At 58.8% G+C, this 26,004-nt stretch carries 23 protein-coding genes and 3 tRNA genes; 10 read left to right on the top strand and 16 right to left on the bottom strand.

Annotated elements, in window-relative coordinates; genetic code table 11:
* The first annotated feature begins 577 nt into the window (after positions 1-577).
* From NRB16_RS04200 to recX, 3 genes are all read left to right on the top strand, one after another.
* Positions 578-1,078 (top strand): CinA family protein, encoded by a 501-nt coding sequence (locus NRB16_RS04200; RefSeq protein ID WP_253115197.1) that lies wholly within the window; start codon positions 578-580, stop codon positions 1,076-1,078.
* 92 nt (positions 1,079-1,170) lie between these two features.
* Positions 1,171-2,238 carry a recombinase RecA gene (gene recA, locus NRB16_RS04205; protein WP_045488768.1) on the top strand — a complete coding sequence of 356 codons (1,068 nt, stop codon included), beginning with the start codon at positions 1,171-1,173 and terminating at the stop codon, positions 2,236-2,238.
* Between the two features lie 8 nt (positions 2,239-2,246).
* A complete protein-coding gene (gene recX / locus NRB16_RS04210) occupies positions 2,247-2,711 on the top strand; it encodes a recombination regulator RecX (RefSeq protein ID WP_257105550.1) in 465 nt (154 codons plus the stop codon).
* A gap of 5 nt (positions 2,712-2,716) precedes the next feature.
* Here recX and NRB16_RS04215 read toward each other — a convergent pair whose 3' ends face one another.
* Positions 2,717-3,832, bottom strand: a complete 1,116-nt coding sequence (locus tag NRB16_RS04215) for a TIGR00730 family Rossman fold protein (RefSeq protein ID WP_045488774.1) — start codon at positions 3,830-3,832, stop codon at positions 2,717-2,719.
* A gap of 344 nt (positions 3,833-4,176) precedes the next feature.
* On the opposite strand from NRB16_RS04215, the gene NRB16_RS04220 reads away from it, so the two are divergent.
* Positions 4,177-4,392 (top strand): hypothetical protein, encoded by a 216-nt coding sequence (locus NRB16_RS04220; RefSeq protein WP_045488776.1) that lies wholly within the window; start codon positions 4,177-4,179, stop codon positions 4,390-4,392.
* A 56-nt stretch (positions 4,393-4,448) separates the two neighbouring features.
* Here the strand turns inward: NRB16_RS04220 and NRB16_RS04225 are convergent, their stop codons facing one another.
* On the bottom strand, positions 4,449-4,877 hold the full coding sequence (locus NRB16_RS04225) for a quorum-sensing-regulated virulence factor family protein (protein ID WP_253115193.1): 429 nt from the start codon (positions 4,875-4,877) through the stop codon (positions 4,449-4,451).
* 197 nt (positions 4,878-5,074) lie between these two features.
* Here NRB16_RS04225 and NRB16_RS04230 point away from each other — a divergent pair, with 197 nt between their 5' ends.
* The 3 genes from NRB16_RS04230 to NRB16_RS04240 all read left to right on the top strand — a co-directional run bounded on the left by NRB16_RS04230 (position 5,075) and on the right by NRB16_RS04240 (position 7,076).
* The gene (locus NRB16_RS04230) at positions 5,075-5,785 is read left to right on the top strand and encodes a tRNA-uridine aminocarboxypropyltransferase (RefSeq protein WP_253115192.1); all 711 of its coding nucleotides are present in this window, start codon (positions 5,075-5,077) and stop codon (positions 5,783-5,785) included.
* A 199-nt stretch (positions 5,786-5,984) separates the two neighbouring features.
* Positions 5,985-6,632 carry a response regulator transcription factor ErdR gene (erdR, locus tag NRB16_RS04235; RefSeq protein ID WP_045488785.1) on the top strand — a complete coding sequence of 216 codons (648 nt, stop codon included), beginning with the start codon at positions 5,985-5,987 and terminating at the stop codon, positions 6,630-6,632.
* 75 nt (positions 6,633-6,707) lie between these two features.
* Complete coding sequence (locus tag NRB16_RS04240; protein WP_162484335.1) at positions 6,708-7,076, top strand: diacylglycerol kinase; 369 nt, start codon at positions 6,708-6,710, stop codon at positions 7,074-7,076.
* Between the two features lie 6 nt (positions 7,077-7,082).
* Here the strand turns inward: NRB16_RS04240 and NRB16_RS04245 are convergent, their stop codons facing one another.
* On the bottom strand, positions 7,083-8,015 hold the full coding sequence (locus NRB16_RS04245) for a LysR family transcriptional regulator (RefSeq protein ID WP_045488788.1): 933 nt from the start codon (positions 8,013-8,015) through the stop codon (positions 7,083-7,085).
* A gap of 123 nt (positions 8,016-8,138) precedes the next feature.
* On the opposite strand from NRB16_RS04245, the gene fpr reads away from it, so the two are divergent.
* Complete coding sequence (fpr, locus tag NRB16_RS04250) at positions 8,139-8,918, top strand: ferredoxin-NADP reductase (RefSeq protein WP_045488791.1); 780 nt, start codon at positions 8,139-8,141, stop codon at positions 8,916-8,918.
* A 60-nt stretch (positions 8,919-8,978) separates the two neighbouring features.
* Here fpr and tsaA read toward each other — a convergent pair whose 3' ends face one another.
* The 5 genes from tsaA to rimO all read right to left on the bottom strand — a co-directional run bounded on the left by tsaA (position 8,979) and on the right by rimO (position 12,810).
* The gene (gene tsaA, locus NRB16_RS04255; protein ID WP_045488794.1) at positions 8,979-9,674 is read right to left on the bottom strand and encodes a tRNA (N6-threonylcarbamoyladenosine(37)-N6)-methyltransferase TrmO; all 696 of its coding nucleotides are present in this window, start codon (positions 9,672-9,674) and stop codon (positions 8,979-8,981) included.
* Positions 9,671-10,141 carry a DUF1456 family protein gene (locus NRB16_RS04260; protein WP_253138879.1) on the bottom strand — a complete coding sequence of 157 codons (471 nt, stop codon included), beginning with the start codon at positions 10,139-10,141 and terminating at the stop codon, positions 9,671-9,673. Before NRB16_RS04260 ends, tsaA begins: the two co-directional genes overlap by 4 nt.
* Positions 10,142-10,165: 24 nt before the next feature.
* On the bottom strand, positions 10,166-10,879 hold the full coding sequence (locus tag NRB16_RS04265) for an rRNA pseudouridine synthase (protein WP_045488800.1): 714 nt from the start codon (positions 10,877-10,879) through the stop codon (positions 10,166-10,168).
* A 69-nt stretch (positions 10,880-10,948) separates the two neighbouring features.
* Positions 10,949-11,389, bottom strand: a complete 441-nt coding sequence (locus NRB16_RS04270; protein ID WP_045488803.1) for a GNAT family N-acetyltransferase — start codon at positions 11,387-11,389, stop codon at positions 10,949-10,951.
* Positions 11,390-11,463: 74 nt separating this feature from the next.
* A complete protein-coding gene (gene rimO / locus NRB16_RS04275; RefSeq protein WP_257105551.1) occupies positions 11,464-12,810 on the bottom strand; it encodes a 30S ribosomal protein S12 methylthiotransferase RimO in 1,347 nt (448 codons plus the stop codon).
* Positions 12,811-13,067: 257 nt separating this feature from the next.
* On the opposite strand from rimO, the gene NRB16_RS04280 reads away from it, so the two are divergent.
* A complete protein-coding gene (locus NRB16_RS04280) occupies positions 13,068-14,963 on the top strand; it encodes a potassium transporter Kup (protein ID WP_045488922.1) in 1,896 nt (631 codons plus the stop codon).
* Positions 14,964-15,020: 57 nt separating this feature from the next.
* On the opposite strand, the gene NRB16_RS04285 is transcribed toward NRB16_RS04280, so the two are convergent.
* The 5 genes from NRB16_RS04285 to NRB16_RS04305 all read right to left on the bottom strand — a co-directional run bounded on the left by NRB16_RS04285 (position 15,021) and on the right by NRB16_RS04305 (position 20,092).
* Positions 15,021-16,358 (bottom strand): virulence factor family protein, encoded by a 1,338-nt coding sequence (locus NRB16_RS04285; protein ID WP_045488925.1) that lies wholly within the window; start codon positions 16,356-16,358, stop codon positions 15,021-15,023.
* Positions 16,358-19,000 carry a bifunctional lysylphosphatidylglycerol flippase/synthetase MprF gene (gene mprF / locus NRB16_RS04290; protein ID WP_045488928.1) on the bottom strand — a complete coding sequence of 881 codons (2,643 nt, stop codon included), beginning with the start codon at positions 18,998-19,000 and terminating at the stop codon, positions 16,358-16,360. Before mprF ends, NRB16_RS04285 begins: the two co-directional genes overlap by 1 nt.
* 435 nt (positions 19,001-19,435) lie before the next feature.
* Positions 19,436-19,512 (bottom strand) — tRNA-Met (locus tag NRB16_RS04295).
* 135 nt (positions 19,513-19,647) lie between these two features.
* Positions 19,648-19,724 (bottom strand) — tRNA-Met (locus NRB16_RS04300).
* A gap of 291 nt (positions 19,725-20,015) precedes the next feature.
* Positions 20,016-20,092, bottom strand: a tRNA-Met gene (locus NRB16_RS04305).
* Between the two features lie 224 nt (positions 20,093-20,316).
* Between NRB16_RS04305 and dinB the strand changes: the two genes are divergently transcribed.
* Positions 20,317-21,372 (top strand): DNA polymerase IV, encoded by a 1,056-nt coding sequence (dinB, locus tag NRB16_RS04310; RefSeq protein WP_257105552.1) that lies wholly within the window; start codon positions 20,317-20,319, stop codon positions 21,370-21,372.
* A 3-nt stretch (positions 21,373-21,375) separates the two neighbouring features.
* Here dinB and NRB16_RS04315 read toward each other — a convergent pair whose 3' ends face one another.
* The 3 genes from NRB16_RS04315 to NRB16_RS04325 form a co-directional block, all read right to left on the bottom strand.
* Positions 21,376-22,332: a hypothetical protein gene (locus NRB16_RS04315; protein WP_257105553.1), complete on the bottom strand. Its 957-nt coding sequence runs from the start codon at positions 22,330-22,332 to the stop codon at positions 21,376-21,378.
* 71 nt (positions 22,333-22,403) lie between these two features.
* Positions 22,404-24,119, bottom strand: coding sequence for a proline--tRNA ligase (locus NRB16_RS04320; protein ID WP_045488936.1), 1,716 nt, complete (start codon positions 24,117-24,119; stop codon positions 22,404-22,406).
* Between the two features lie 168 nt (positions 24,120-24,287).
* Positions 24,288-25,610, bottom strand: a complete 1,323-nt coding sequence (locus tag NRB16_RS04325) for an OprD family porin (protein WP_045488938.1) — start codon at positions 25,608-25,610, stop codon at positions 24,288-24,290.
* Positions 25,611-26,004 lie beyond the last annotated feature (394 nt).

The following is a 26,004-nucleotide window of genomic DNA, read 5'->3' on the forward strand; positions in this document are numbered from 1 at the left end:
ATCCACAGATTGACTTGCTAGACACGAGTTTAATAGCGGCGCCAGCGTTTTTTCTTACAGAGAGCCTACGGCGGAAAGCTATCGTGTGTAGAAGGTAGGCGAGTGGAGGGGGGCTTCGGTAGACGCAATATGCCCGCTTAATGCACCCTTCACGTGCACCTGCTATTCCGCATATCCCTTGGACCGATACAGCCAATGAAACTGGGGCAAAAATGGGGCAAACCACACGCCAAACCATGCCATCTGATGCCCTCTGCGCAATACTGCTGAACTCATACAACTGGCCGGAAGTCCCTGTAAATGGGGGCTTCTGGCCTTTTCGGCTGTCTACTCCAACACAATCGGGGTGTGGGCGGACAGATCGGTAATGGCTTTATTCATCAGTGGGTCAGGCGGGTTCGTTCTATAAAGTAAGGGCGCTTCAAGGCAGACGAGTTGTCTGCCGACCAATGACATCAAGGTTACCATGCGCATCAGGTCGAATCATGACCTCACGTTTTGCTGCTGCCTTCTACCTCGATTCCCTGTGTAGACTTTGCGCCCAACTTATCCAGATCAATGGCATCAGGAGTGCTGCATGGACGACCTTACCCGGCTTGCCGGCTTGCTTGGTGAGCATCTGCAACGTCTGCAGGCTCAGGTCAGCACCGCCGAGTCCTGTACCGGTGGCGGTATTGCCGAAGCCATTACCCGCATAGCGGGCAGTTCGGCCTGGTTCGAAGCCGGCTATGTGACCTATTCCAATGCGCAGAAAACCCGCCAGCTGGATGTGCCGCAAGAACTGTTCGCCAGCGTGGGTGCAGTCAGTCAGGAGGTTGTGCAGGCCATGGCCCTCGGTGCGCAGCGTCACAGTGGTGCACGGTTTGCGGTGGCGGTCAGTGGTGTCGCCGGGCCAGGCGGCGGCTCTGCGTCCAAGCCGGTCGGTACGGTGTGGCTGTGCTGGGTGGCCGGCGAGCAGATCATTGCCCGTTGCCATGTGTTTGCCGGTGATCGGGATGCCGTGCGCCGACAGACGGTAAAGGCTGCGCTAGAGGGGCTCGTAGGGCTTTGTGCCGGAGAAAACTCCAAACAGGGGTAGGCGTTCGCTCAAGGCTGTGGAATAATACTGGCTACTTATACAGGTGTTGTGGCCGCAAGGCCCTTTTTGAATTTGATTACGTGAGGACTTCAATGGACGAGAACAAGAAGAAAGCCTTGGCTGCGGCCTTGGGTCAGATCGAGCGTCAATTCGGCAAAGGTGCCGTAATGCGCATGGGTGACCACGAGCGCCAGGCGATTCCTTCCATCTCTACCGGCTCGCTGGGTCTGGACATCGCGCTGGGCATTGGTGGCCTGCCCAAAGGCCGGATCGTTGAAATCTATGGTCCGGAGTCTTCCGGTAAGACCACCTTGACCCTGTCGGTCATTGCCCAGGCCCAGAAAATGGGCGCTACCTGCGCCTTCGTTGACGCCGAGCACGCGCTGGACCCCGAGTATGCTGGTAAATTGGGTGTCAATGTCGACGACCTGCTGGTGTCGCAGCCCGATACTGGTGAGCAGGCGCTGGAAATCACCGACATGCTGGTGCGTTCCAACGCTGTTGACGTGATTGTTGTCGACTCCGTGGCAGCACTGGTACCCAAGGCTGAAATCGAAGGCGAGATGGGTGATATGCACGTGGGCCTCCAGGCCCGCCTGATGTCCCAGGCGCTGCGCAAGATCACCGGTAACATCAAGAACGCCAACTGTCTGGTCATTTTCATCAACCAGATCCGGATGAAGATCGGTGTGATGTTCGGTAGCCCGGAAACCACCACCGGTGGTAACGCCCTCAAGTTCTACGCTTCGGTCCGGCTCGACATCCGCCGTACCGGCGCTGTGAAAGAGGGGGATGAAGTGGTCGGTAGTGAGACCCGGGTCAAGATCGTCAAGAACAAGGTTGCGCCACCGTTCCGTCAGGCTGAGTTCCAGATCCTGTACGGAAAGGGCATTTACCTTAACGGCGAAATCATCGACCTGGCTGTGGCCCATGGCTTCCTGGAAAAATCCGGCGCCTGGTACAGCTACCAGGGCAACAAGATTGGCCAGGGCAAGGCCAACTCGGCCAAGTTCCTTGCCGAGAATCAGGAAATTGCCAAGGCACTTGAAAAGCAGATTCGAGACAAACTGCTCAGTGGTGGTGCCGCTGCTGCCGACAACCGCACAGCGGACATCGATGAGTCCGCTGACGATATGGCTGAAGCTGACGCCGATATCTGATTGCGCTCATGACCACCGTACTCGATACGCCTGTCGCTGTACGGCGTTCTGCAATGGACCTGCTCGCACGACGCGAGCATGGTCGTGTCGAGCTGACGCGCAAGTTGCGTCAGCGCGGCGCCTCGCCTGAAATGATCGAAGCTGCTCTGGATCGTCTTACCGACGAAGGACTGCTTTCCGAAGCCCGTTACCTTGAGAGTTTTGTCGCCTCGCGTGCACGTTCCGGCTACGGTCCCTTACGCATTCGTGAGGAGCTGGGGCAGCGTGGTCTGGCGCGTGCCGATATCGAGCAGGCGCTAAAAGAGTGCGAGGTCGATTGGCGAGCTCGTCTGTCTGAAGTCTGGCAGCGCAAGTTCTCAGGCCGGCGACCCGCCGATGCGCGTGAGCGGGCTCAACAAACCCGCTTTCTGGCTTATCGGGGTTATCCAATGGATCTGATTGGCCGCTTGTTAAGCGGCCGAGAAGACGACTGATCCGTTCAGAGCGCGCCGAGCGCTGAGGATTGTTCTGCTGCCGACGCTATGGTTTTCTCAGCCCGGTTCTGTGGCTCGTTGATCACGTCTATCAATTCTCTGAGGCGCCCCTGCTGACGGCCGGTGGAGTTGAACGTCAGACGGCTGAGCTGGCTGAAGCGTTCTTCGTCGTGATCGGGATGGTAGCTGTGTTGCTCAAAGCTGCCGCTCAGGCACAGGTCGGCAAATTCCTCACGTATCTGCTCCAGCGCTGTTTCGCTAAGCGCATGATGCATGCGGATCACAAAGGTCTTCTTCAGCCAACGGGTTGAATGGAAATTGCTGTAAAAGCGATTGATCTCATCGACGGCCTGTTCAGGGCTGTGCACCAGACGCATGAGCTTCATGTCGCTGGGCAGTATGTAGCGGTTGTCCTGCAACTGGTTTTTCATGAAGTCCAGCGCGCTCTGCCAGAAGCTGCCGTCAGCTGTGTCGAGCAGTACCACCGGTACCAACGGGCTTTTGCCGGTCTGGATCAGGGTCAGTACTTCCAGGGCTTCGTCCAGCGTGCCGAAACCACCTGGGCAGAGCACCAGCGCGTCCGCTTCCTTGACGAAGAACAGCTTGCGGGTGAAGAAGAAGTGGAACGACAGCAAATGGTCGCTGCCATCGACGATCGGGTTGGCGTGCTGTTCGAACGGCAAGGTGATATTCAGACCCAGGCTGTGACTGAAACCTGCTCCTTCATGAGCTGCGGCCATGATGCCGCCACCGGCACCGGTGATGACCATCAGGTCGGCTCTGGCCAGTTGTTCACCCAGGTTTCTGGCCATGGCGTAAAGCGGATGCTCTACAGGTGTACGGGCAGAACCGAATACGGTGACTTTACGGCGCCCCTTGAACTGTTCCAGTACGCGAAAGGCATTGTCCAGTTCGCGCAGGGTCTGCAAGACGATCTTGGCGTTCCAGCGGTTGCGGTCATCTTCGGCCATGCGCAGCACCGTCAGGATCATGTCGCGGTACAGCGGCAGGTTGGCGGTGGCTGGTGCGATCTGCCTGATGTGCTCCTCGATCTGCGAGGTGATGTCCAGGCCGTTGCTCTGGAAGTGCCGGGCTAAAACGTCGTTGGCTACATACGGCATAAAGGTCTTCTCCTTCGACAGGCATTGGTTGCTTTTGAACAAGCGCACTTTCGAACGGTGCTGAGGTGTCCTGTCGGTGTACGTGGTTGACGGACTACGTGGGGTGTCCGCACGTAGTCCGTAAAGCGCAGAGCATCTGCAACGCATGTAAAGATTTATAGCGTCAGCGCGCCGCTGATGTCGACTTGATGATGTTTCTCTTCATGAACAATGAGGTCGCGATGCCCACTCGTCAGGCGGGCAGGTGGTCGCCCGTTGCTCTGATTTACTTAGAACAGGACTCGCTCACAAGCATTGCAGAGCGGGTTGGTGTGGGTGCGATGAGGTATGCAGGGAGGCTGCAGATGGTATTCATCGAACTGGAAGTGGATCAGGCACTTTACGATGCGTTGGTACAGGCGGCTCGGGACAACAGGTTGACGCTGCGTCAGGAGTGCCAGCGGCGCTTGTGCGGTGAAGGAAGGCGTTCACGTTACATCAATGCCCTGATTGCCGAACTGCGTGCCGATGATGAACAGCGGCGCGCAGTGCTGGCAGCCAAGCGCAGGGCGGGTGGCTGAAGGCTTGCTAGGCTGTTGAAAAACTACCTGCCTCGCCTATGTTTTTCAACGGCCTGCTACTTCTTGGCCTTGGCGGCAGGCTTTGCGGTGCAGTCGGCGTTGCTGAAGGTCTGGGCCATGATCGGCCGGTTGGTTTTGTATTCGCTGAATTGATATTTCAGCACTGCACCTTTGGTCATCAACTGGCGATAGCCATTATTGTGGCAAACGCTGGCGCCCAGTTGAGCGCGCACGGTGTCAGGATTGGCACGCATTTGTTGGGCCTGGCCCTCACGCACGCTCAGATGATTGATCAGTTCGTGGCCGTTGACGGTATAACCTTGATCCAGAAGGTCTTCATTGATGGCCCGTGGGGTACCGACGCTGCTCTCTTTGGCGACCTTTTCCAGCATCTGGCTCAGTTCATACTCCTGCTTGGAGGCCGCCTGGGCAGCCAGAGGGGCTACCAGCAGCAGGGTAAGGGTTGGGGCGATGAGGCGCAGCATGGAATTCTCCTGATTCGGTGGTGAGGGTCTGACCAGCGCCATCGATTGGCGTTCACCGTAGTGGCACAAGTATAGGGCTTGCCAGGCTGCTTCACACCTGGGCACTTGCCGGCCGGGCTCTGGTAGACTTCGCGCACTTTTCTGTTCTGTCGGGTATCTGTTGTGCCGATGCTGTCGTTGTGCAGGTTCATTCTGCAATGAGCCATGCCGTATCCCGTTTGCGCCAGGACCGCCTGGCGCGCAGTAGCAAACCTTTTCTGGCTCGCGGTTCGCGGGCGCCGCGTTGTCCTGATTGCCGGGTCATTTTCAGCTATTGCCTGTGCGCCTTGCGCCCCAAAGTGGCCGCCAGCTCCGGGATATGCCTGCTGATGTACGACACCGAGCCGTTGAAACCGACCAACACCGGTTGGCTGATTGCGGATGTGATCGCAGACACTCATGCGTTTGGCTGGTCGCGCATCGAGGTTGACGCGCAACTGCTGAGCCTGCTGGACGATCCCCAGTGGCAGCCTTATCTGGTGTTTCCAGGCGAGTTCGTGGCGCAGGAGCGGGTGGTCGATAAGGTCATTCCTGAACCGGGCAAGCGGCCGTTGTTCATTCTGCTTGATGCGACCTGGACCGAAGCGCGCAAGATGTTTCGCAAAAGTCCGTATCTGGAGCGCTTTCCGGTGCTGAGCCTGGCGCCGGAGCAGCTTTCGCGTTATCGCCTGCGGCGTTCAAAACGGGAAGACCATTTTTGTACGGCCGAAGTCGCCGCGTTATGCCTGGAGCTGGCCGGGGATGTCGAGGCGAGCCATGTGCTGGATGCCTGGCTGGATGTTTTCACTGCCCACTATCTGGGTGCCAAGTTCCAGCGGCCCATTGATCCTGACGATGCCGCGCACAGTCTGGTGAAAGGCTATCGGTAATATATAAGCGTGCATCAAGAGGCTAATTGCCATCTTCTGGCGGGTATCTCGCTTGACCCGCACCGGATGGCTGGGCATTCTTGGCGCCGCCCTGAGGCTTGATTTTCCGGGCGTGGTTCGCTGGGGCAATGGAGAGTGGCCGGCATCTCCCGGATGCCTTGTTGAGTACCCGTACTCACTATAAGAACAGGATCAGACCATGACCTACGATATCTTGATCGCCGATGATCACCCGCTGTTTCGCAGTGCCTTGCATCAGGCCCTGAGCCTGGGGCTTGGCCCTGAGGTGAGACTGGTCGAGGCCGAGAGCATCGCGCAGATCGAGGCGCATCTGCAAGGCAAGACCGACTGGGATCTGGTTCTGCTGGATCTGAACATGCCGGGCGCCTATGGCTTTTCCGGTCTGGTATTGCTGCGTGGGCAATATCCGCAGATTCCGGTGGTGATGGTCTCGGCTCAGGAAGAGGCCGCGATTGTCGTACGTTCCCGTGAGTTCGGTGCCAGTGGTTTCATTCCCAAGTCGAGTCCTCTGCAGACGATCCAGCAGGCAGTGCGTGCCGTGCTTGACGGCGATACCTGGTGGCCGCCGCAGGCCGATGAGCCGGTCAGTGTCTCGGCTGAAGCCAAGGCCGCCAGCGCCGGTCTGGCCAGCCTGACACCCCAGCAGTTTCGGGTTTTGACCATGGTTTGTGAGGGGCTGCTCAACAAGCAGATCGCCTTCGAACTCAATGTATCGGAAGCAACCATCAAGGCCCATGTGACCGCCATCTTCCGTAAGCTCGGTGTGCGTACCCGCACCCAGGCGGCGCTGTTGCTGCAACAGCTGGAATCAATTGCGGCGCATTGATCGCACCACAGGTTCACGTTTTTTTGACTGAGCCTCGCTTAGCTTCCCTCATCCTTTCTGCATGGCAGTTTTTGTATGTTGTCGCCTTTCAAGGGCCAGACCGGCCTTAAACGTGTTCTCAATGCTGCGGGCTATTCATTCGATGGTCTTAGCGCAGCCTTCAAGGGCGAAGCCGCTTTTCGTCAACTGGTCTTGCTCAATGTGCTGTTGATTCCGCTGGCATTCTTGCTTGATGTCAGTCGTGGCGAGCGGGCGCTGCTGATTGCTGTGTGCTTGCTGGCGCTGATTGTCGAATTGCTCAACTCGGCGGTGGAAGCGGCGATTGACCGTATCTCTCTGGATCTGCATCCGTTGTCCAAGAACGCCAAGGACATGGGCAGCGCCGCGCAACTGGTAGCCCTGAGCATGATCGCCGCAGTATGGATGGTGGTGTTGCTCGGCTGAAGCCTTTTAGTCTTGATAAAGGCTTGGCAACACAATCTGGTCGCTGCGCTGGACGCCGGCGGTGAACGCGCGGCACAGCTCAAGAAACTCGCGCATGGCCGAGGTCTGGTATTTCTGTTTGTGCCAGATGAAATAGAACTGCCTGGACAGATCCAGCTCTGGAGTGTCCAGCGCCACCAGGCTGCCGCGCCGAAACGCATCGCGCAGTGCCAGCCTGGAAATGCAACCAATCCCCAGCCCTGATTCAACTGCGCGTTTGATGGCCTCGGTGTGCTCCAGTTCCAGACGCACGTTAAGACCGTTACGATGATGACGCATGGCCTGGTCGAAAGTCAGGCGAGTACCTGAACCCTGTTCGCGCAGAATCCATGCTTCACGGGTCAGCTCTTCCAGGTTCGCCCGGCCTTGTCGGGCCAGTGGGTGTTGTGGGGCGCAGAACACCACCAGTTCATCCTCGACCCAGGACTGCACTTCAATGTCCGGATGGCTGCAGTCGCCTTCAATCAGGCCCAGATCAATTTCATAATGGGCCACCTGCTGTACAACATGCGCGGTGTTCTGCACATGCAGCTTGACCTGGCTTTCCGGGTGGCGCTGCATGAAGCCGCCGATCAATAGGGTCGCCAGATAATTGCCGATGGTCAGCGTGGCACCCACCGCCAGCGAACCGAAGCCGGATTTACCGTTGAGCAGGTCTTCGATTTCCTTGGCCTGGTCGAGCAGGGCCACAGCCTGCGGCAGCAACTGGCGCCCAGTCGCGTTAAGGCTCAGGCGCTTGCCGGCACGGTCAAACAACTGGCAGCTCGACTGGCGCTCCAGTTCGGTAATCGAAGTGCTGGCCGCTGACTGCGACAGCGACAGCATGACCGCAGCTTTGGACACGCTTTCCTGCTGCGCAACGGCGACGAAGACTTGAAGCTGGCGGAGAGTAAATCGCATATCTATATAACCGATAACCCATATCTTGATAATCCAGTTAACAGATATTGTGTCTGCCACTAGAATGGCGCGCAATAGTGCCTGTGCTGGCGTGGATGATTTTTTTCAGGAGTTTTCCCGTACATGAGTAACATGTATCACGAGCGTGTCCTCAGTGTTCATCATTGGAACGACACCCTCTTCAGCTTCAAGTGCACCCGGGACCCAGGTCTGCGTTTCGAGAACGGTCAATTCGTCATGATCGGTCTGCAGCAGCCCACCGGGCGTCCGCTGATGCGTGCCTACTCTGTCGCCAGCCCGAACTGGGAAGAGCATCTGGAATTTTTCAGCATCAAGGTGCCGGACGGCCCGCTGACATCGCAGCTGCAGCACCTCAAGGAAGGCGACGAGATCCTGATCAGCAAAAAGCCTACCGGTACCCTGGTCCTCGACGACCTGCTGCCGGGCAAGCATCTGTACCTGCTGAGCACCGGCACTGGCCTGGCGCCATTCATGAGCGTCATCCAGGATCCGGAAACCTACGAGCGCTTCGACAAGGTCATTCTGGTGCACGGCGTGCGTTGGGTCAGCGAAGTGGCTTACCACGAGTTCATCACCGAAATCCTGCCACAGAACGAGTTCTTCGGTGAGGCGGTGCGTGAAAAACTGATCTACTACCCGACCGTGACCCGCGAGCCTTATCACAATCAGGGCCGTCTGACCGACCTGATGCGCAGTGGCAAACTGTTCGAAGACATCGGCCTGCCGCCGATCAATCCACAGGACGACCGTGCCATGCTGTGCGGCAGCCCGAGCATGCTGGATGAAACCAGCGAAGTGCTCGACAGCTTCGGCCTGAAAGTTTCGCCGCGCATGCGCGAGCCGGGCGACTACCTGATCGAGCGTGCTTTCGTCGAGAAGTAAGCCCTGCGTAATAAAAAACCGCCGTTTCGTCAGAACCGGCGGTTTTTTTGTGCCTGTTCGTCAGGCTGAAAGCACAACCTCAAGCACCCGAATGACCCCGGCCTGCGGGTAGTGCCAACGCACATCCAGATCCCAGAACTGTGCGCCGTAGCGGCGTTCGGGGGACGGGGTCTGATAGGCCGGCTTCGGATCCTGCGCCAGGCATTGTTCGATCAATTCCACCAGCGGCTCTGCCAGCCGTTGAGCGTGCTCATGGGCCTGTTGCAAGGCATCGTCCTGCCATAGCACCGCAATCAACGAGGGCGCGGCGCTGGCCATGCCATTGTGAGCGTCGGGGATGCTGTCGGCGTAAGGCACATAGGGTTTGATATCCAGCACCGGCGTACCGTCGAGCAGGTCAATGCCCGACAGCCACAGGCGGCCGGGCTCGACCTTGTCCAGGCGCACCACCGACTGGCCGATGCCGTTGGGCCGGTGGGTCGCCCGGGTGGCGAACACCCCCATGCTCTGGTTGCCGCCCAGGCGTGGTGGCCTGACCTTCAGCCGCGGCGTTTGTTCCAGCGCCTGATGGAAGACGAACAGCAGCCAGACATGGCTGATCTGCTCCAGCCCCTGCACGGCATCGCCCTGATCGAAGGGCGGTAGCAGCTCCAGAACCCCCCGCGCCGCCGGCGCCAATTGTGGCTGACGGGGGATGGCGAACTTCTCCTTGAAACAGGAGCGGACGATACCGACCGGTGAAACCTGATAACTCATGGCTGAGCAGGGCGCAGGCGCTGGGCGAGACCTTTGAGGAAGTTGCGCAGCAACTGATCACCGCACTCGCGATAGTTGTTGTGGCCGACCTTGCGAAACAACGCGCTGAGTTCCGGCTTGGAGACCGGGAAGCCGGTGGCATCGAGAATCGCGTGCAGGTCTTCTTCCTTGAGTTCGAACGCCACGCGCAGTTTTTTCAGCACCAGATTATTGGTGACCGGCAGCTCGATGGGCGGCGCCAGACGGCTTTGGTCCTTGCCGCGTTTGTAATAGACCAGGCCATCGAGAAAGTGCGCCATGACCGTGTCCGGGCAGCGGACAAAGCCTTCTTCCTCTTCGCGCTTGATCCAGCCGGCCACTTCGGCGCGGGTTACGGTCTGGTCGGCCAGTTTCAGAATCTCGGCGATCTTGTTGTCGCCGGCCGCCAGGATGTAGCGCACGCTGCGCAGGATATCGTTGTTAAGCATGGTGAAAGGTCCAGTGAAGCGATTTCAGAATTTTTCCCGGCTACTCAGGTAGCGCCATTGTCCTTCAGGCAGCTTGCCCATTGACACGGTGCCAATGCGCAGCCGGCGTAAGCTGACAATCTGCACGCCGACTGCCGCGCACAGTTGCGCGACGAGATCCGGTTGCGGGTTTTTCATGGCCAGGCGCAGGCGGTTTTCGCTTTGCCAGCTGGCCTTGACGGCAGGCAGTTCCTTGCCTTTCCAGGTGACACCATGGTTCAGGCGATTGAGGCCATGAGCGACCATCTCGCCACTGACCTGGACAAGATATTCCTGCTCGATCTTGCTGCGATCGTCGGTCAGCTTGCGCAGGGTTTTCCAGTCCTGGCTGAACACCACCAGGCCGCTGGCGTTGTCCTGCAGGGTGGAAATGGCCTTCTGGCGCAGAAAGTGCCCTTTGAGCACGCGTTTACCGAAGCTCAGTTCATTGCACAAGGTGCCGGGTGTGATCGACTGCAGCGCAGCGTCAAGGCTCATGCCTGCCGGTTTGTGCAGGATCAGGGTCACGGGATCCGGGGCGGTGGCCTTGGCATCGGCGTTCAGTTCGACCTTCTGCTGGGCGGTGACCTTCAATTGCGGCTCTTCGATCACCTCGCCGTCGACAGTCACCCAGCCGCCTTCGATGTAAAGCTCGGCCTCCCGGCGCGAACAGCCGGTCAGCTCGATAAGGCGTTTGGAGAGGCGTATAGGGTCTGACATTGCTGGTAACCGTTGAAAGAGGTGAATGGCGCCATTGTACGCTGGCTGGCGCGCCTGAACGTACGGATATCAGCCGCGGCGTGCCAGTGTCATGCGCAACATGGGGTAGGGCTGGCCGAGGCCATCGACGGCTGTACGGCCGCTGATCTTGAAGCCTTGTTTCTGGTAGAACCCCAAGGCCTTGGGATTCTGTTCGTTGACGTCCAGTTCACGGATACCGAAGTGTTCGATAGCGTGGGCCAGCAGTTGTCGGCCCAGACCCTGGCCGCGATAGTCGGCCGCGATGAACAGCATTTGCAGCTTGCCGCCGCTGACGCCGGCAAACCCGTTGATCAACTCGCCGTCACGGGTACAAAACAGGCTTACCGAATCGAGGTACTGTTCGAACAGCAGCTTCCTGAGCCGGATGATGTAGTGTTCGGGCAGAAACAGGTGAGTGGCACGCACCGAGCCTTCCCAGACATCGAGCAGGCGCGGATAGTCGTTTTTCTCGGGGATGTAGAAATCCATCTCGCAATCCTTCAACCAGTTGCCGAAAATGAAAAGCCCTGCCAATGGCAGGGCTCGAAAGCACGCCAGGCGGCTTACAGCACTTCAGCCCACAGGTCGTATTCGTCTGCGTCAGTGACCCGGCAGATGATCTTGTCGCCAGGTTTGACCGGGCTGTCGTCTTCCAGACCAATGTAGACGTTGCCGTCGATTTCCGGGGCATCGAAGAAGCAGCGGCCGACTGCGCCGCGCTCGTCGACTTCGTCGATCAATACTTCGATTTCCTTGCCAATCTTCATCTGCAGGCGTGTTGCGCTGATTGCCTGCTGGTGAGCCATGAAGCGATCCCAGCGTTCCTGTTTGACGTCATCGGGGACTTCAGGCACGTCCAGGTCATTGGCCGGTGCGCCTTCTACCGGCGAGTACTGGAAGCAGCCGACGCGGTCGAGCTGGGCTTCGGTCAGCCAGTCGAGCAGGTACTGGAAGTCCTCCTCGGTCTCGCCCGGGAAGCCGACAATAAAGGTCGAGCGGATGATCAGCTCCGGACACTGTTCGCGCCAGTTCTTGATCCGCGCCAGGGTCTTGTCTTCAAAGGCCGGGCGCTTCATCAACTTGAGTACTTTCGGGCTGGCGTGCTGGAACGGGATATCCAGGTACGGCAGGATCTTGCCGGCGGCCATCAGCGGGATCAGCTCATCGACGTGCGGGTATGGGTAAACATAGTGCAGGCGAACCCATACGCCCAGAGTGCTCAGGGCCTGGCACAGTTCGGTCATGCGAGTCTTGACCGGCTGGCCGTTCCAGAAGCCGGTACGATACTTGACGTCCACGCCATAAGCGCTGGTGTCCTGAGAGATGACCAGCAGTTCCTTGACGCCCGCCTTGACCAAACGCTGCGCTTCGTCCAGTACATCACCCACCGGGCGGCTGACCAGCTTGCCGCGCATCGACGGGATGATGCAGAAGCTGCAGCTGTGGTTGCAGCCTTCGGAAATCTTCAGGTACGCATAGTGGCGCGGGGTGAGCTTGATGCCTTGCGGTGGCACTAGGTCGATCAGCGGGTTGTGCTCGTGATTGGGCGGCACCACCTCGTGAACGGCGGTAACCACTTGCTCGTACTGCTGGGGACCGGTGACCGACAGCACGCTCGGGTGCACATTGCGGATCACGTTCTCGTCGACGCCCATGCAGCCGGTCACGATCACCTTGCCATTCTCGGCAATCGCCTCGCCGATCACTTCCAGCGACTCAGCCTTGGCCGAGTCGATGAAGCCACAGGTGTTGACCACCACCACATCGGCATCCTGATAGGTCGGCACGACTTCGTAACCTTCCATGCGCAATTGGGTCAGGATGCGTTCGGAGTCTACAAGCGCCTTTGGGCAGCCGAGACTTACGAATCCGACTTTGGGAGCGGATGCGGGGGTATTAGTGGTGGACATGGCAAACCTCGGTGTAATGGTGGGCCTCGTCGCACAGCGCGGGCACCGACTGGGCGCTGGGTGCGCCTCTGGTCAAAAAGTGCGCAATTCTAGCGATCACGCGGCGTCATGACCAGTGGTTAGAAGAGAAATAAGACGAGTGCTGCGCTATGCTTCGCGCCGTTGCGCACGGCGAATGTCAATAAACCGTGCAAACTCAATTGTTTCCTGTTGTTAATTCTGTTTTGGATCTCAGGTTCCGGCTTCGGGAGTGTTCGATGAGTCATGCAAGTAGTCAGGCCGGAACAGGAAGTGCCGCCAAGCCCTTGAGTCTGCTGGTCGCGGCGGTCGGGGTGGTGTACGGGGATATCGGTACCAGTCCGTTGTACACGCTCAAGGAAGTGTTTCAGGGGGGGTATGGGGTGGAAGTCACCCATGATGCGATTCTCGGCGTCTTGTCGTTGATCTTCTGGTCGCTGATCTGGGTCGTGTCGTTCAAGTACATGGTGTTTGTGCTGCGTGCCGATAACCAGGGTGAGGGCGGGATCATGGCCCTGACCGCGCTGGCGCGGCGGGCTACGACGCAGTACCCGCGCTTGCAGATGGTGATGATTGCCTTTGGCCTGTTCGGTGCAGCGCTGTTCTATGGCGACAGCATGATCACCCCGGCGGTGTCGGTGCTGTCGGCCATGGAGGGGCTGGAACTGGCCTTCGAGGGGCTGGAGCGCTGGATCGTGCCCATGGCGCTGGTGGTGCTGGTGGGGCTGTTCCTGATCCAGAAACACGGTACGGCGCGAATCGGGGTGCTGTTCGGGCCGGTGATGGTGACCTGGTTTCTGGTGCTGGCGGCACTGGGCATCTATGGCATCGTGCATACGCCCGAGGTGCTCAAGGCGGTTAACCCGGTCTGGGCGGTGCGGTTCTTTATCGTCCATCCTGGCATCGGCGTGGCGATTCTGGGCGCGGTGGTGCTGGCGCTGACCGGTGCCGAGGCGTTGTATGCCGACATGGGCCACTTTGGCCGCAAGCCGATTTCCCGGGCCTGGTTCATCCTGGTGCTGCCGGCGCTGCTGCTTAACTATTTCGGTCAAGGCGCATTGGTGCTGGAACACCCTGAAGCAGTGCGCAACCCCTTCTATCTGCTGGCACCGGGCTGGGCGCTGTTGCCGCTGATCGCGCTCTCGACCCTGGCGACCATCATTGCTTCCCAAGCGGTGATTTCCGGGGCCTTCTCCATGACCCTGCAGGCCATTCAGCTCGGGTACATCCCGCGCATGTTCATTCAACACACCTCCAGTGACGCCCAAGGGCAGATCTACATCGGTGCGGTGAACTGGGCGCTGATGGTCGGCGTGATCCTGCTGGTGTTGGGGTTTGAGTCGTCCGGCGCGCTGGCCTCGGCCTACGGTGTGGCGGTGACCGGAACCATGCTGTGCACCACGTTCCTGGTGGCGGCAGTGATGCTGCTGCTGTGGAAGTGGCCGCCGCTGTTGGCGGTGCCGCTACTCGTCGGCCTGTTGCTGGTCGACGGTCTGTTTTTTGCTGCCAACGTGCCGAAGATCGTCCAGGGTGGCGCCTTCCCGGTGCTGGCCGGTGCGGTACTGTTCATCCTGATGACCACCTGGAAGCGCGGCCGGCAGTTGTTGTCCGAGCGCATTGACGAGGCGGGTCTGCCGCTGCCGATCTTTATCGGCAGTATTCGTGTGCAACCGCCACACCGGGTACAGGGTACGGCGGTATTCCTGACCGCGCGCTCTGATGCTGTGCCGCATGCGTTGCTGCATAACATGCTGCACAACCAGGTGCTGCACGAACAGGTGGTGTTACTGACAGTCGTCTATGAAGATCGTCCGCGAGTACCGGCCAGTGAGCGTTTCGAAGTTGAAGCTTATGGTGAGGGTTTCTATCGGGTGATCCTGCACTTTGGCTTCATTGACGAACCGGACGTGCCTCAGGCCCTGGCTCTGTGTCATCTTGAGGATCTGGACTTCAGCCCGATGCGCACCACCTATTTCCTGAGTCGGGAGACCGTGATCCCCTCGAAAATTGTCGGCATGGCCCGTTGGCGCGAAGCGCTGTTCGCCTTCATGCTCAAGAATGCCAACGGCAACCTGCGGTTCTTCAAGTTGCCATACAACCGGGTGATCGAACTCGGGACCCAGGTCGAAATCTAGACCGCAAAAAAGCCCCGCGACCGGAAGGTGGCGGGGCTTTTTTACCAAGCTGGCGGCTTATTGAGCGTTCGCAGGCACCTTGCCTTGCCACTGATCGATTTTGCGCATCAGTCGCTTGGCCAGTGCCGGATAGTTCTCATCAAAGTGATGCCCGCCCGGCAGTTCCAGCACCTCGCCGACGATGCTGGTATCGGTGCAGCCGCTGTCCTTCTTCTCCTCGGCACCGTAGACACACAGCACTTTGGCTGCCGGCAATTTGGCAACCTCCGGTCCGGTCCTGGCCTCGGTGCCGGCATTACCCAGCCAGCCATCGACGTGAATCTCGAAGTTGCCACTGCGCGCCAGGGCCAGCAGGATCATGCCATCGACGCGCTCCTGATCTTCCGGTGCCATGCGGTTATACGCCGCTGGCAACACGTCGGCGCCAAATGAATAGCCCGCCAGGATAAAGCGCTTGGCGCCCCATTTCTGCCGGTAGTGATTCATCAGTTCGGTCAGGTCTGTGGCGATCTGTTCCGGTGACTTGCGCTCCCAGAAGTAGCGCAGCACATCGATGCCCACCACCGGGTAACCGACCTTGGCCATATCACCAGCGATAACCTTGTCCAGATCGCGCCAGCCGCCGTCACCGGACAGGAACAGGGTCACGGTATCGCTGCTCTGGCTGGCTGGTACCTCAACGGTGGGCACGCCCAGGCCGCCGGCGTCATTTTCACCAAGCAGGGCATGACGCAGCTCGGTATTGAGCACTTGGCTCAGGGGGATGTCGTAATCGCTGATGCTGGTCTCGGCATTGGGCTGGTCGCGTACAAACGCCGCACTCGGGTCATCCGGGGCGTCGTTGAAGGCTGCCAGCCATTTGCCATGCGGGGCTTTTTGCGGCAATGGCTCGTCGCAGATCTGCGGCGGGATGTCGCCTTCTTCAAGTTCCGGTGGCGGATTGGAGACATGCTGCAGGGCAAAGCCCACCGAAATTGCCTGGGCCTTGTCGTCGGTCTGGGCAGCCAGCCAGCGCCAGGCCAGGGTGGCACCGTGGCCGATGCCCCCGACGACGGTGGCCGGGCCGTCCAGTTTCTGCAAAGCGTTACTGAACACCTGGCTTTGCAGCACACAGTCATCGGCAGGCAGTTCTACCTGAATGATGCTGGCGGCGGCGTCAGTGCCCAGTGCCTGCAGTTGCTTGTCGCTGAGTTTGTCTTTGCTGTTGACTGCCAGAGCAATGCGGGCCTTGACCCGGCTGGCCGGGGTTACCAGGGTGATAGCCGAGCCATCCTCAAGAGAGGCGTGCTCGACGGTGGCCGGTGTAGCGGGGCGGTGCCAGAACCATGTACCCAATGCGGCAAGCAGAACCAGCGCCAGTATTATCAGTACATAGCGTAATACACGTCGAATCATCAGCGTTTCACCAATCCAGTCAGGCCGCCTGCAATCAGGGCGGCGGTGTCTGCCAGGGCCACCAGCGGATCGAGTCCGGCCGGTACGGCCATGTAGCGCGGTTCCCAGTCAGGCTGGAATTTGTCCTTGAAGCGGCGTAGCCCCTGGAAGTTGTACAGCTGTTCGCCACGACGAAACACCATCGAACCCAGGCGTTGAGTCAGCGGCGCGCCGCGCCTTGGTTGCAGGCCCGACAATGGCACCATGCCCAGGCTGAAGCGGGCATAGCCTTCGGCTTTATAGTGCTGGATCAGGCCGATCATCATGAACTCCATGGTGGACTTCGGTGCGTCGGGGTGGGCGCGCATCAGATCAAGGCTGGACAGCTCCAGGCTGGAAGTCTCCAGCAAGTTGGCGAAGGCCACCGGCTTGCCTTGAAAGCGGATGATGGCGATGCGGAAATACTGCAGGTACTCGGGGGTGAAGCGTCCGAGCGAGAAGCCTTTTTCGCGCACATTCTTGCCGCTGAGCCAGGCATCGGAAATCACCTTGAGCTCGTCCAGCGGAGCCTGCCCGCGTTCGTGGATCTCCAGGGTCAGACCGTCACGGCTGCCGCGGTTCCAGGTATAACGCAGGTCTTTCATCTCCTTGCCCTTGGCGTCGATGTCAAAGCGCCGCAAATCAACCCGTGCTTCTTCACCGAGCTTGATCGCGGTCAGGCCAATATCCATGTAGTAGGGCAGGTTTTCGGCGCGAACCTGATAGAACACTGGCCTTGCGTGGTGTACGTCGCACAGGTCGCGGAACTGCCAGATCATTTCGGCGCGCTGCTGGGCCGGGCCGATCGGGTCATACAAGGCCACCAGGCTGCGCCCGCGATGCGAATACATCAGGAAGGCGTTGTTGTCCGGGTGGAACAGAATGGCTTTGTCGCCGGTCAGCGCCAGGCCGCCGTCGGGCTGGTTGGAGGCCTTGAGGATCGCGGCGGCTTTGTCCAGTTCCTGGGCGTCAGGCAGTTTGATGCCGGGGCGGGCGGTGCGCAGTAGCCAGGTCAGGGACACTACCAGCAGCAATACCGCGCTGCCCAGCGCCGAGCGCAGGCCGCGCGGGGCGTCGGCGTCCAGGGTGAACTGCCACCACAATTGATGGCTATAAGGCACGTCCTGGTAGGCAAACAGCAGCAGCCAGATCGACGCACCTACTACGCAGGTACTGGCAATCACATACAGCGGAGAAAACGGCAGTTCCAGCAAGCGGCTGGGACGGTAGAACGAGCGCCGGAAAGCGATCAACAGCACGGCGGTCAGCAGCAGCAGACTGGCTTCTTCCCAGTCAAAGCCCTTGAGCATCGACAGCACTGCACCTGTCACCAGCAGGATCACGGTGAGCATCCACGCCGCTGACAGGCGCCGCCGCAGTCCTTGGGCCAACAGCAGGCAGAGCACGCCGATCAGGCTGGCACCAAAGTGAGAGGCATTGATCAGGCGATGCGGAATCATGAACCCGACATTTTCCAGGCGGGTGTCGATCTCTGGGGTGGCACCGGAGAACAGCAATACGACCCCAGAGAGAAACACCAGCAATGCCAGGACCGGTGCGCCCAGCCCGGAGGCAACCCGCAGCGCCTGTTGGGCAAACAGCAGGCGCTTGGCTTCGGTGAACAGCAGCGTCAGGCACGCCAGCAGCAGTGGCAGGACCACGTAGATCAAGCGATAGAGCAGCAGGGCGGCGGCCAGTGGTGCGGCGCCCAGTTCATTGGCGAACGCCGCCAGCAGGACGGCTTCGAACACTCCGACGCCGCCTGGTACATGGCTGAGCACGCCAGCCGCCAGGGCCAGCAGATAAACCAGAATGAACGCGCCCAAGGGCGGTGACTGTGGCAGGAGCAGGTACAGCACCAATGCTGCTGCAACGACGTCCAGTGCGGTAATCACCAGTTGAGCCAGGGTCAGGCGCAGGTCTGGCAGACGTAGCGAGCGCCGCCCGGCGCGCACCAGCAGCACGTGGGGCACGTCTTGTTCCGGCAGGCGCCGACGATAGACCGCGATAGCCAGGATCAGGCTGCCAGCCAGTACCGCGATGGCCACACTGGCCAGTACGTCGACGGGCAGCTTCAACGCCAGCGATGCGCCAGACAGGTTACTCAGTGTCGCAATGGCGGCCAGTGGCGGCAGTGCGCAACCCAGCGACAGGCTGGCGAACACGGTCATGCGGGCAATTTCGATGGCGCCGATACCATGGCGTGAATACAGGCGGTAACGCACCGAGCCGCCGGATAGCATCGACAGGCCAACCGCGTTGCCAATCGCGAATGAGGTGAAACCACCCAGCAAGAGGGTGCGGGTTGGCAGGTTGACGCCCGCGTACCGGCTGGCTGAGAGTTCATAGCCCATGAGAATCACGTAGCCGATGATCGCTGCCAGCAGAGCGCCGCCCAGCGCCGGGAGCGGGACGGCGTACAGTGCGTCGCGCAGGGCAAAGAAATCCATTTCGATCAACATGTGCCGGCAGGCGATCAAAGCCATGCCAAACAGCACCAGCATGACTGCCAGCCCTATGGGCTGGCGATACTTGCTCAGGCGCTCCAGCCATTGCAGGCGCACAGGTTGTATCGGTTGGGTCGCCGTAACGGCTTCGAGGGGCTCTGACGGATGATCGCGCATCATTCACTTCCTGGAGTGCGCGCGACAGGATTGAGGTCTACAACCAAGTTACCGATCCCTACGCAAAAGTATGTCGAGATGTTAGCGCGTCAGCGACTGGCGAGCGACTGGCCAATGGAGCAGGGCGCAACTGTTCAGCAGCGATTCAGACTGGCTCTTTATCACAATGATCGCAAGACGATGAGTGGGCGCGTGCCATTACTGATAGCCGGTTGAGATCGTTGCATTTTGAGACTAGTCATAAAGGTGTCGGCAGGGCAGCAAAAAACTGGTGTTGCCGACACATCCGGTTACGGGGAAGGATAATAGGGGGTTCCTGGCAGTCAGGCTAAAGAGTTTTTTATCAACGACTTGCGTGAATGCTTCTGGTGGCTGGAAAAGCTTTCGTGCAGACGCAAAAAAGGCCACTTTTTCAAGTGGCCTTTTCTGTGTATCTGGTTGCGGGAGCCGGATTTGAACCGACGACCTTCGGGTTATGAGCCCGACGAGCTACCAGGCTGCTCCATCCCGCGTCTGTGAGGCGGCATTGTACGGATTAATAAGTTTGTGTCAAGCGTGAAGTGAAAATAACAGGTTGTAAGCAGTGGCGCAGATAAAAACGGTGCACAAAAAAAGGCCACTTTTTCAAGTGGCCTTTTTCGTGTATCTGGTTGCGGGAGCCGGATTTGAACCGACGACCTTCGGGTTATGAGCCCGACGAGCTACCAGGCTGCTCCATCCCGCGTCTGAGGTTGCGCATTCTACAGATAAAAAAGAGTGTGTCAATAAAATAGTCGAAGAAGTAGGGATATGTCTTTGAAAGACAATGCTGTTCAGATAAACGCTGCGGACCGGGTGGGAGCGAGCTCTGCTCGCGAAGAGGCCAGTAAGATCACAGCATATGCAGTGACTTTGCTGGCCTCTTCGCGACCAGGGTCGCTCCCACCGGGGGCATAAAGCGCCTGATCGAACAGTATTGCTTTTAAAAATAAAGCAACAAAAAAGGCCACTTTTTCAAGTGGCCTTTTCGTATATCTGGTTGCGGGAGCCGGATTTGAACCGACGACCTTCGGGTTATGAGCCCGACGAGCTACCAGGCTGCTCCATCCCGCGCCTGTGGATGGAGAGTCTACAGAATGATAATTTTCTGTCAAGCGCATAATTCAAAAAAGTGCTTTTTCTTCAATCAGTTAGTGATCGTTTGTCTGACCGGCGGCGGGTTTGGTCAGTCGGTTGACTCAGTTCAGGCGACTTTTTAAGTGCCTTGCCGTGTTCAGGCGTGTCAGCTGCGCAGGGTGATACGATACTGTCCATCTGAAGTTCACTGATCGCAGGACATGGCGCAGCGTAAGATCATCCATATCGACTGTGACTGCTTTTACGCAGCCATCGAGATGCGCGACAACCCGAAGCTTGCGGGTATTCCGTTGGCGGTGGGAGGCTCTGCGGATCGGCGCGGGGTGATTGCGACTTGTAATTACGAGGCGCGAGCTTTCGGTGTGCGCTCAGCCATGTCTTCCCACCATGCGTTAAAGCTTTGCCCGGATCTGACCATCGTCAAACCGCGTATGGATGCTTATAAAGAAGCATCCCGGGAAATTCATACGATCTTTCGCGACTATACCGACCTGATCGAGCCGCTCTCGCTGGATGAGGCCTATCTGGATGTCTCCGGGTCCAGTCGCTTCGCCGGCAGTGCGACGCGCATTGCCCAGGACATTCGCCGTCGGGTCTCCAGCCAATTGCATATCACGGTCTCGGCCGGGGTAGCGCCCAACAAGTTCCTGGCCAAGATTGCCAGTGACTGGAAAAAGCCCAACGGGATATTTGTCATTACCCCTGACCTGGTCGAGGAGTTTGTCACTGGTTTGCCGGTCAGCAAGCTGCATGGTGTCGGCAAGGTGACCGCCGACAAGTTGGGGCGTCTGGGGATTGTCAGTTGTGCGGACCTGGCCGGCTGGCAGAAGCTGGCGCTGGTTCGTGAGTTCGGCAGCTTTGGCGAGCGGTTGTGGAATCTGGCGCGGGGCATCGACGAGCGGCCGGTGCAGAATGACAGTCGGCGCCAGTCGGTCAGCGTCGAAAACACCTACGACACCGATTTGCCTGATCTGGCCAGTTGTGTCGCAAAACTGCCCGAGCTGATGGAGTCGCTGGAGAAGCGCTTGGCACGCCTGGATAGCCATTACCGGCCCGGCAAACCGTTCGTGAAGGTCAAGTTTCATGATTTCGCCCAGACCACCCTGGAGCAGGCGGGGGCGGGAAGGGATCTGGCCAGTTATCAGCAGTTGCTGAGTCAGGCATTTGCCCGGGGCGACAGGCCGGTCCGGTTGCTCGGAATAGGTGTGCGCCTGCAGGATCTGCGTGGCGCACATGAGCAGCTTGAGCTTTTCTAGCGCTTATTCCTCTGCCGCAGTCGGTGCAACCAGGCGACCTGCATCTTTTGCCAGTGACTTGATCAGTTCGTTCTGCAGTTCCTGGTCATTGCGGGTCAGTTCCAGCAGGCTCTGTTCGAGTTCGCTGGCCTGTTCGTCCAGACCCAGTTCGGCCAGCCGCTTGACCCTGTGAACCCACTGGCTGACTTCGTCATCTTCCAGATCGTCGTAGATCAAGCCGTGAGCTTCAAGCAGCTTGCCACGCAGATTTCGGCTGACAGGCAGGCTGTCGCTGGCACGGGCATTGTCCTGCTCATCTTCCACGCTGATGTACAGGCGGGTGACCTGACGCAAGTCCTGCTCGGCGAACGGGCTGTCGAGCAGGTTCAGGCGCAGCACGCCATTGCGGTCTGTGCTCAGCTCATGGGTGGTGGCGCCGGCCTTGATCAGGACCGGGCGTTCATTCCATGGCAGTGTCGAATTTTCGATGCGTTTGTCTTGCTGGACTTCGTCAATGCTGGCCAGGTTTTGCTCGGCGCGCCCGTGAGACGGGGCATTCATGAGCGGGTTCAGACCCGCCACGCCGTAGTTGATCCAGTCGTGGGTGACGCTGTCGGGCAGGTTGCCAAGGGCAAAAATATTCACCACGTTGGCGCCTGCGCCGGCTACTACTGCAACCGCGCCAAGCGGAATCTCGTAGATTTCGCGCCAGGGTTGATAGGGTGTGTAGCGGTCGTAATGGCGGGTCACTTCATATTCGGTGACTTCAAACGACTTGTGTTCGTGAATGCGGATGCGACGCTGCGGCAGTTCCAGGGTCTTGGGCTCGCCGATGTCGATTTGCAGGGTGTGTTCGAGGAGTTTGCGCTCGACGCGTTCTTCGTGCTCGCTGCGTTGTGACAGCTGATTGGCACAACCGCTGACAAGCAGGGTGCCACACAGGGCGGCGCTGCCGAGGCTCAGGGGGCTTCGCTTGAACATGAGGTCTCTGGGTAGGTTGGGCGCACAAGAACTGAAACGGCACACCCGCAGGTTGCGGGTGCGCCGCTGAATCAGCGCTTGATGCGAGCCTGAATGAACGACAGCACGTCGGCCAGGGCCAGTGCTTGTGGTTGCGACTCGGTCCGGCTCTTGTACTCGATGTTGCCTTCGGCCAGGCTGCGGTCGCTGACCACGATGCGGTGCGGAATGCCGATCAGTTCCATATCGGCGAACTTGATGCCTGGGCTGGTCTTCTTGTCGCGGTCGTCTAGCAGAACCTCGAAGCCTGCGGCAGTCAGGTCGGCATACAGCTTGTCAGTGGCTTCGCGGACGGCATCGGTTTCATAGCGCAAAGGAACCAGCGCGATATGGAACGGGGTCAGGGTGTCGTTCCAGATAATGCCGTTCTCGTCGTTGTTCTGCTCGATGGCGGCCGCCACCACGCGAGAAACACCGATGCCGTAGCAACCCATGGTCAGGTCGATCGGCTTGCCATTCTCACCCAGCACCTGGCATTTCATGGCTTCGCTGTACTTGGTGCCGAGCTGGAAGATATGGCCGACTTCGATACCGCGCTTGATTTCCAGTACACCATTGCCGTCGGGGCTTGGGTCGCCGCTGACCACGTTGCGCAGGTCGGCAACCTGAGGTACGGGCAGATCACGTTCCCAGTTGACGCCAAAGTAGTGCTTGTCGTCGATGTTGGCGCCGACGCCAAAGTCGCTCATCAGCTCGACCGAACGATCGATGATGCACGGCAGTGGCAGGTTCAGCGGGCCGAGCGAGCCGGCGCCGGCGCCGATGGCGTCACGCAGTTCGGCTTCAGTGGCCATGGTCAATGGGCTGGCAACCTGTTCAAGCTTGGCGGCCTTGATTTCGTTGAGTTCGTGGTCGCCGCGGATGATCAGCGCGATCAGCTTGCCTTCTTCGGCTGCGCGCACGACCAGGGTCTTGACGGTCTTTTCAATCGGCAGGTTGAAGCCTTCGACCAGTTGCGCAATGGTCTTGGCGTTCGGGGTGTCGATCAGGCGCAGCTCTTCGGTCGGCGCAGGGCGGCTCTTTTCTTGCGGCAGTGCTTCGGCTTTTTCGATGTTGGCCGCATAGTCGGAGCCGTTGCTGAAAACGATGTCGTCTTCACCGGAATCGGCCAGCACATGGAACTCGTGGGAGCCTGCGCCGCCAATGGAGCCGTTGTCGGCTTCCACCGGACGGAATTTCAGGCCCAGGCGGGTGAATACATTGGTGTAGGCCTGATGCATGCGATCGTAGGTCTGCTGCAGCGAAGCCTGATCAGCGTGGAACGAGTAGGCGTCTTTCATGACGAACTCGCGGCCGCGCATCAGGCCGAAGCGCGGACGGATCTCGTCGCGGAATTTGGTCTGGATCTGGTACATGTTGATCGGCAGCTGCTTATAGCTGTTGAGCTCGTTGCGGGCCAGATCGGTAATCACTTCTTCGTGGGTTGGGCCCAGGCAGAAGTCGCGTGCATGGCGGTCGACCAGGCGCATCAGCTCGGGACCGTACTGCTCCCAGCGACCGGACTCTTGCCACAGTTCGGCAGGCTGGATGCCAGGCATCAGGATTTCCAGGGCGCCGGCGGCGTCCATTTCTTCACGCACGATCGCCTCGACCTTGCGCAGTACGCGCAGGCCCATCGGCAGCCAGGTGTAGAGGCCCGAAGCCAGTTTGCGAATCATGCCGGCACGCAGCAGCAGCTGATGGCTGACCACGACCGCATCGGAAGGGGTTTCTTTCTGTGTGGCGAGCAAAAATTGACTGGTGCGCATGATTAGCCGTTATCGGTTGCTTGGGACTGAAAATGACTCGGCATTGTACGGCCACAGGCGTGTCGAGTACAGGCTATGGCCGGGGAGGTGCCCTTCAGTGCAAAGGCTATATAAAGAAGAAGCCCGGCAATCGCCGGGCTTCCAGTGCTACACGGTGCAGGATTCTGGTTACAGAATCGAGATCGGGTAGTCGACGATCAGGCGGAACTCGTTAACATCACCTTCGCCCTGGTCAGCATTGGCGCGGTGCCATGCTTGACGGATACGGAACGACAGATCCTTGGCCGGGCCGGACTGCAGTACGTATTTGGCTTCGAAGTTGGTTTCGTGGTGTTTGCCGTCTGCGCCGTAATAGCCGTAAGGGCCATTGGTTGGAGCGTTGCTGCCGTCGATGTCCCAGCCTTTGATGTAGCGGGTCATGAAGCTCAGGCCTGGAACCCCGTAAGGTGCCATGTTCAGATCGTAGCGGATCTGGGCAGATTTCTCGTTCGGGCCGTTGAAGTCGGAGTACTGGATCGAGTTGTTGAGGAAGATCGAGTCGCCGCCACGGTTGTTGTTGCCGGTGCCGATGTAGTCGAACGGTGTGTCACCGTTGATTTTCTGCAGGGCTACAGTCAGGGTGTGAGCTGCCATGAACGAGTAAGCGACCGAGCCGGAGAAGGCCGTGTTGCTGATCGAGCCGGCCTTGGCCGAGCCTTCGTCAACGGTGCGATACAGGTTGGCGTCGAATGCCAGGGACTGATCGCCGCCCAGTGGCAGGGCGTAGTTCACGTTGGCGTAGTACTGGTTCCAGATGTCTTCAAGCTTGGCGCCGTACAGGGCTACACCGAGGTTGTCGGTAATCGAGTACTTGCCGCCGACGAAATCGGCAGATTTGGCACTCACGCCAGCGTAGTTGGCGAAGATTTCGCCGCTACGGTTGGTTTCATCCTGGCTGGTGGTCGAAGTGAAGTGACCGGCTTCCAGATCCAGGCCCTTGATTTCGCTGCTTTGCAGGCTGATACCGGTGGCGGTCTGTGGCAGCAGGCGAGAGCCGCCAACTGCGAATACCGGGCTGCTAGGCTGCATGTCGCCGATTTTCAGCTCGGTTTTGGAAATGCGGAATTTGGCGGCGGCACCGGCTTTGCCGAAGCTGTCGGAGTTGCGGCCTTGACTGTCGGTCTGCAGGTTGCCGGAGCCGGAGTACTTGTCGCTGCCGTCGAGGTTGAAGCCGAGGTAACCAAAGGCGTCAACACCGACACCGACAGTGCCTTGAGTGTAGCCGGAGTTGTAGATACCCCAGAAACCCTGAGTCCAGTCTTTGTCGTCAACTGCGCCAGCTTTCTTGTCGCGGTTGTAGTAGTAGTTGCGTGCTTTCAGGTTCAGCGAACTGCCTTCAACGAAGCCCTTGGCTTCGGCTTGGTCGCTGACAAACGGCGCAGCCGATGCCAGTTGGGTGCTGGCTGCCGCCGCAACGGCCAGTGCGATTGCGCTCCACTTCATCACTCTCATCGTGATTGCTCCTTTGGTTTAGAAGTTTTCGCTGCCCCATCTGTATTTTTTTTAGGGGCGGCTCTTTCTTGTTATGCCGGCTATTTTTGGTTTGTGCCGGTCAGGGTGCAAATGCTGTATACGTCAATGTCGTCGAAAAGGATACGTATGTCGCTTAAAATGTCGCTTTTTTACAAGAACTTTATTTTCTCTATTTTGTCTTGAGCAAGATGCTTGCCAAGTACAGGGTGCCGCCGGCTGAGCTCAAAATTGGCGTGCGAGTGTTAAAGCAACAAGCGTGCTCAAACTCCCAGAAAATGAAAAAAATTTGTGAAAATCACAGGTTTTACATTCTGACTTGTTAATAAATTCTTGTTTATTAAGGAAAAAATCCATTTTTTAGCGGTGGCCTCGT

Origin of the sequence: Pseudomonas sp. LJDD11 (genome assembly GCF_024584215.1) — a bacterium.
In the GTDB taxonomy this organism is placed as follows: domain Bacteria; phylum Pseudomonadota; class Gammaproteobacteria; order Pseudomonadales; family Pseudomonadaceae; genus Aquipseudomonas.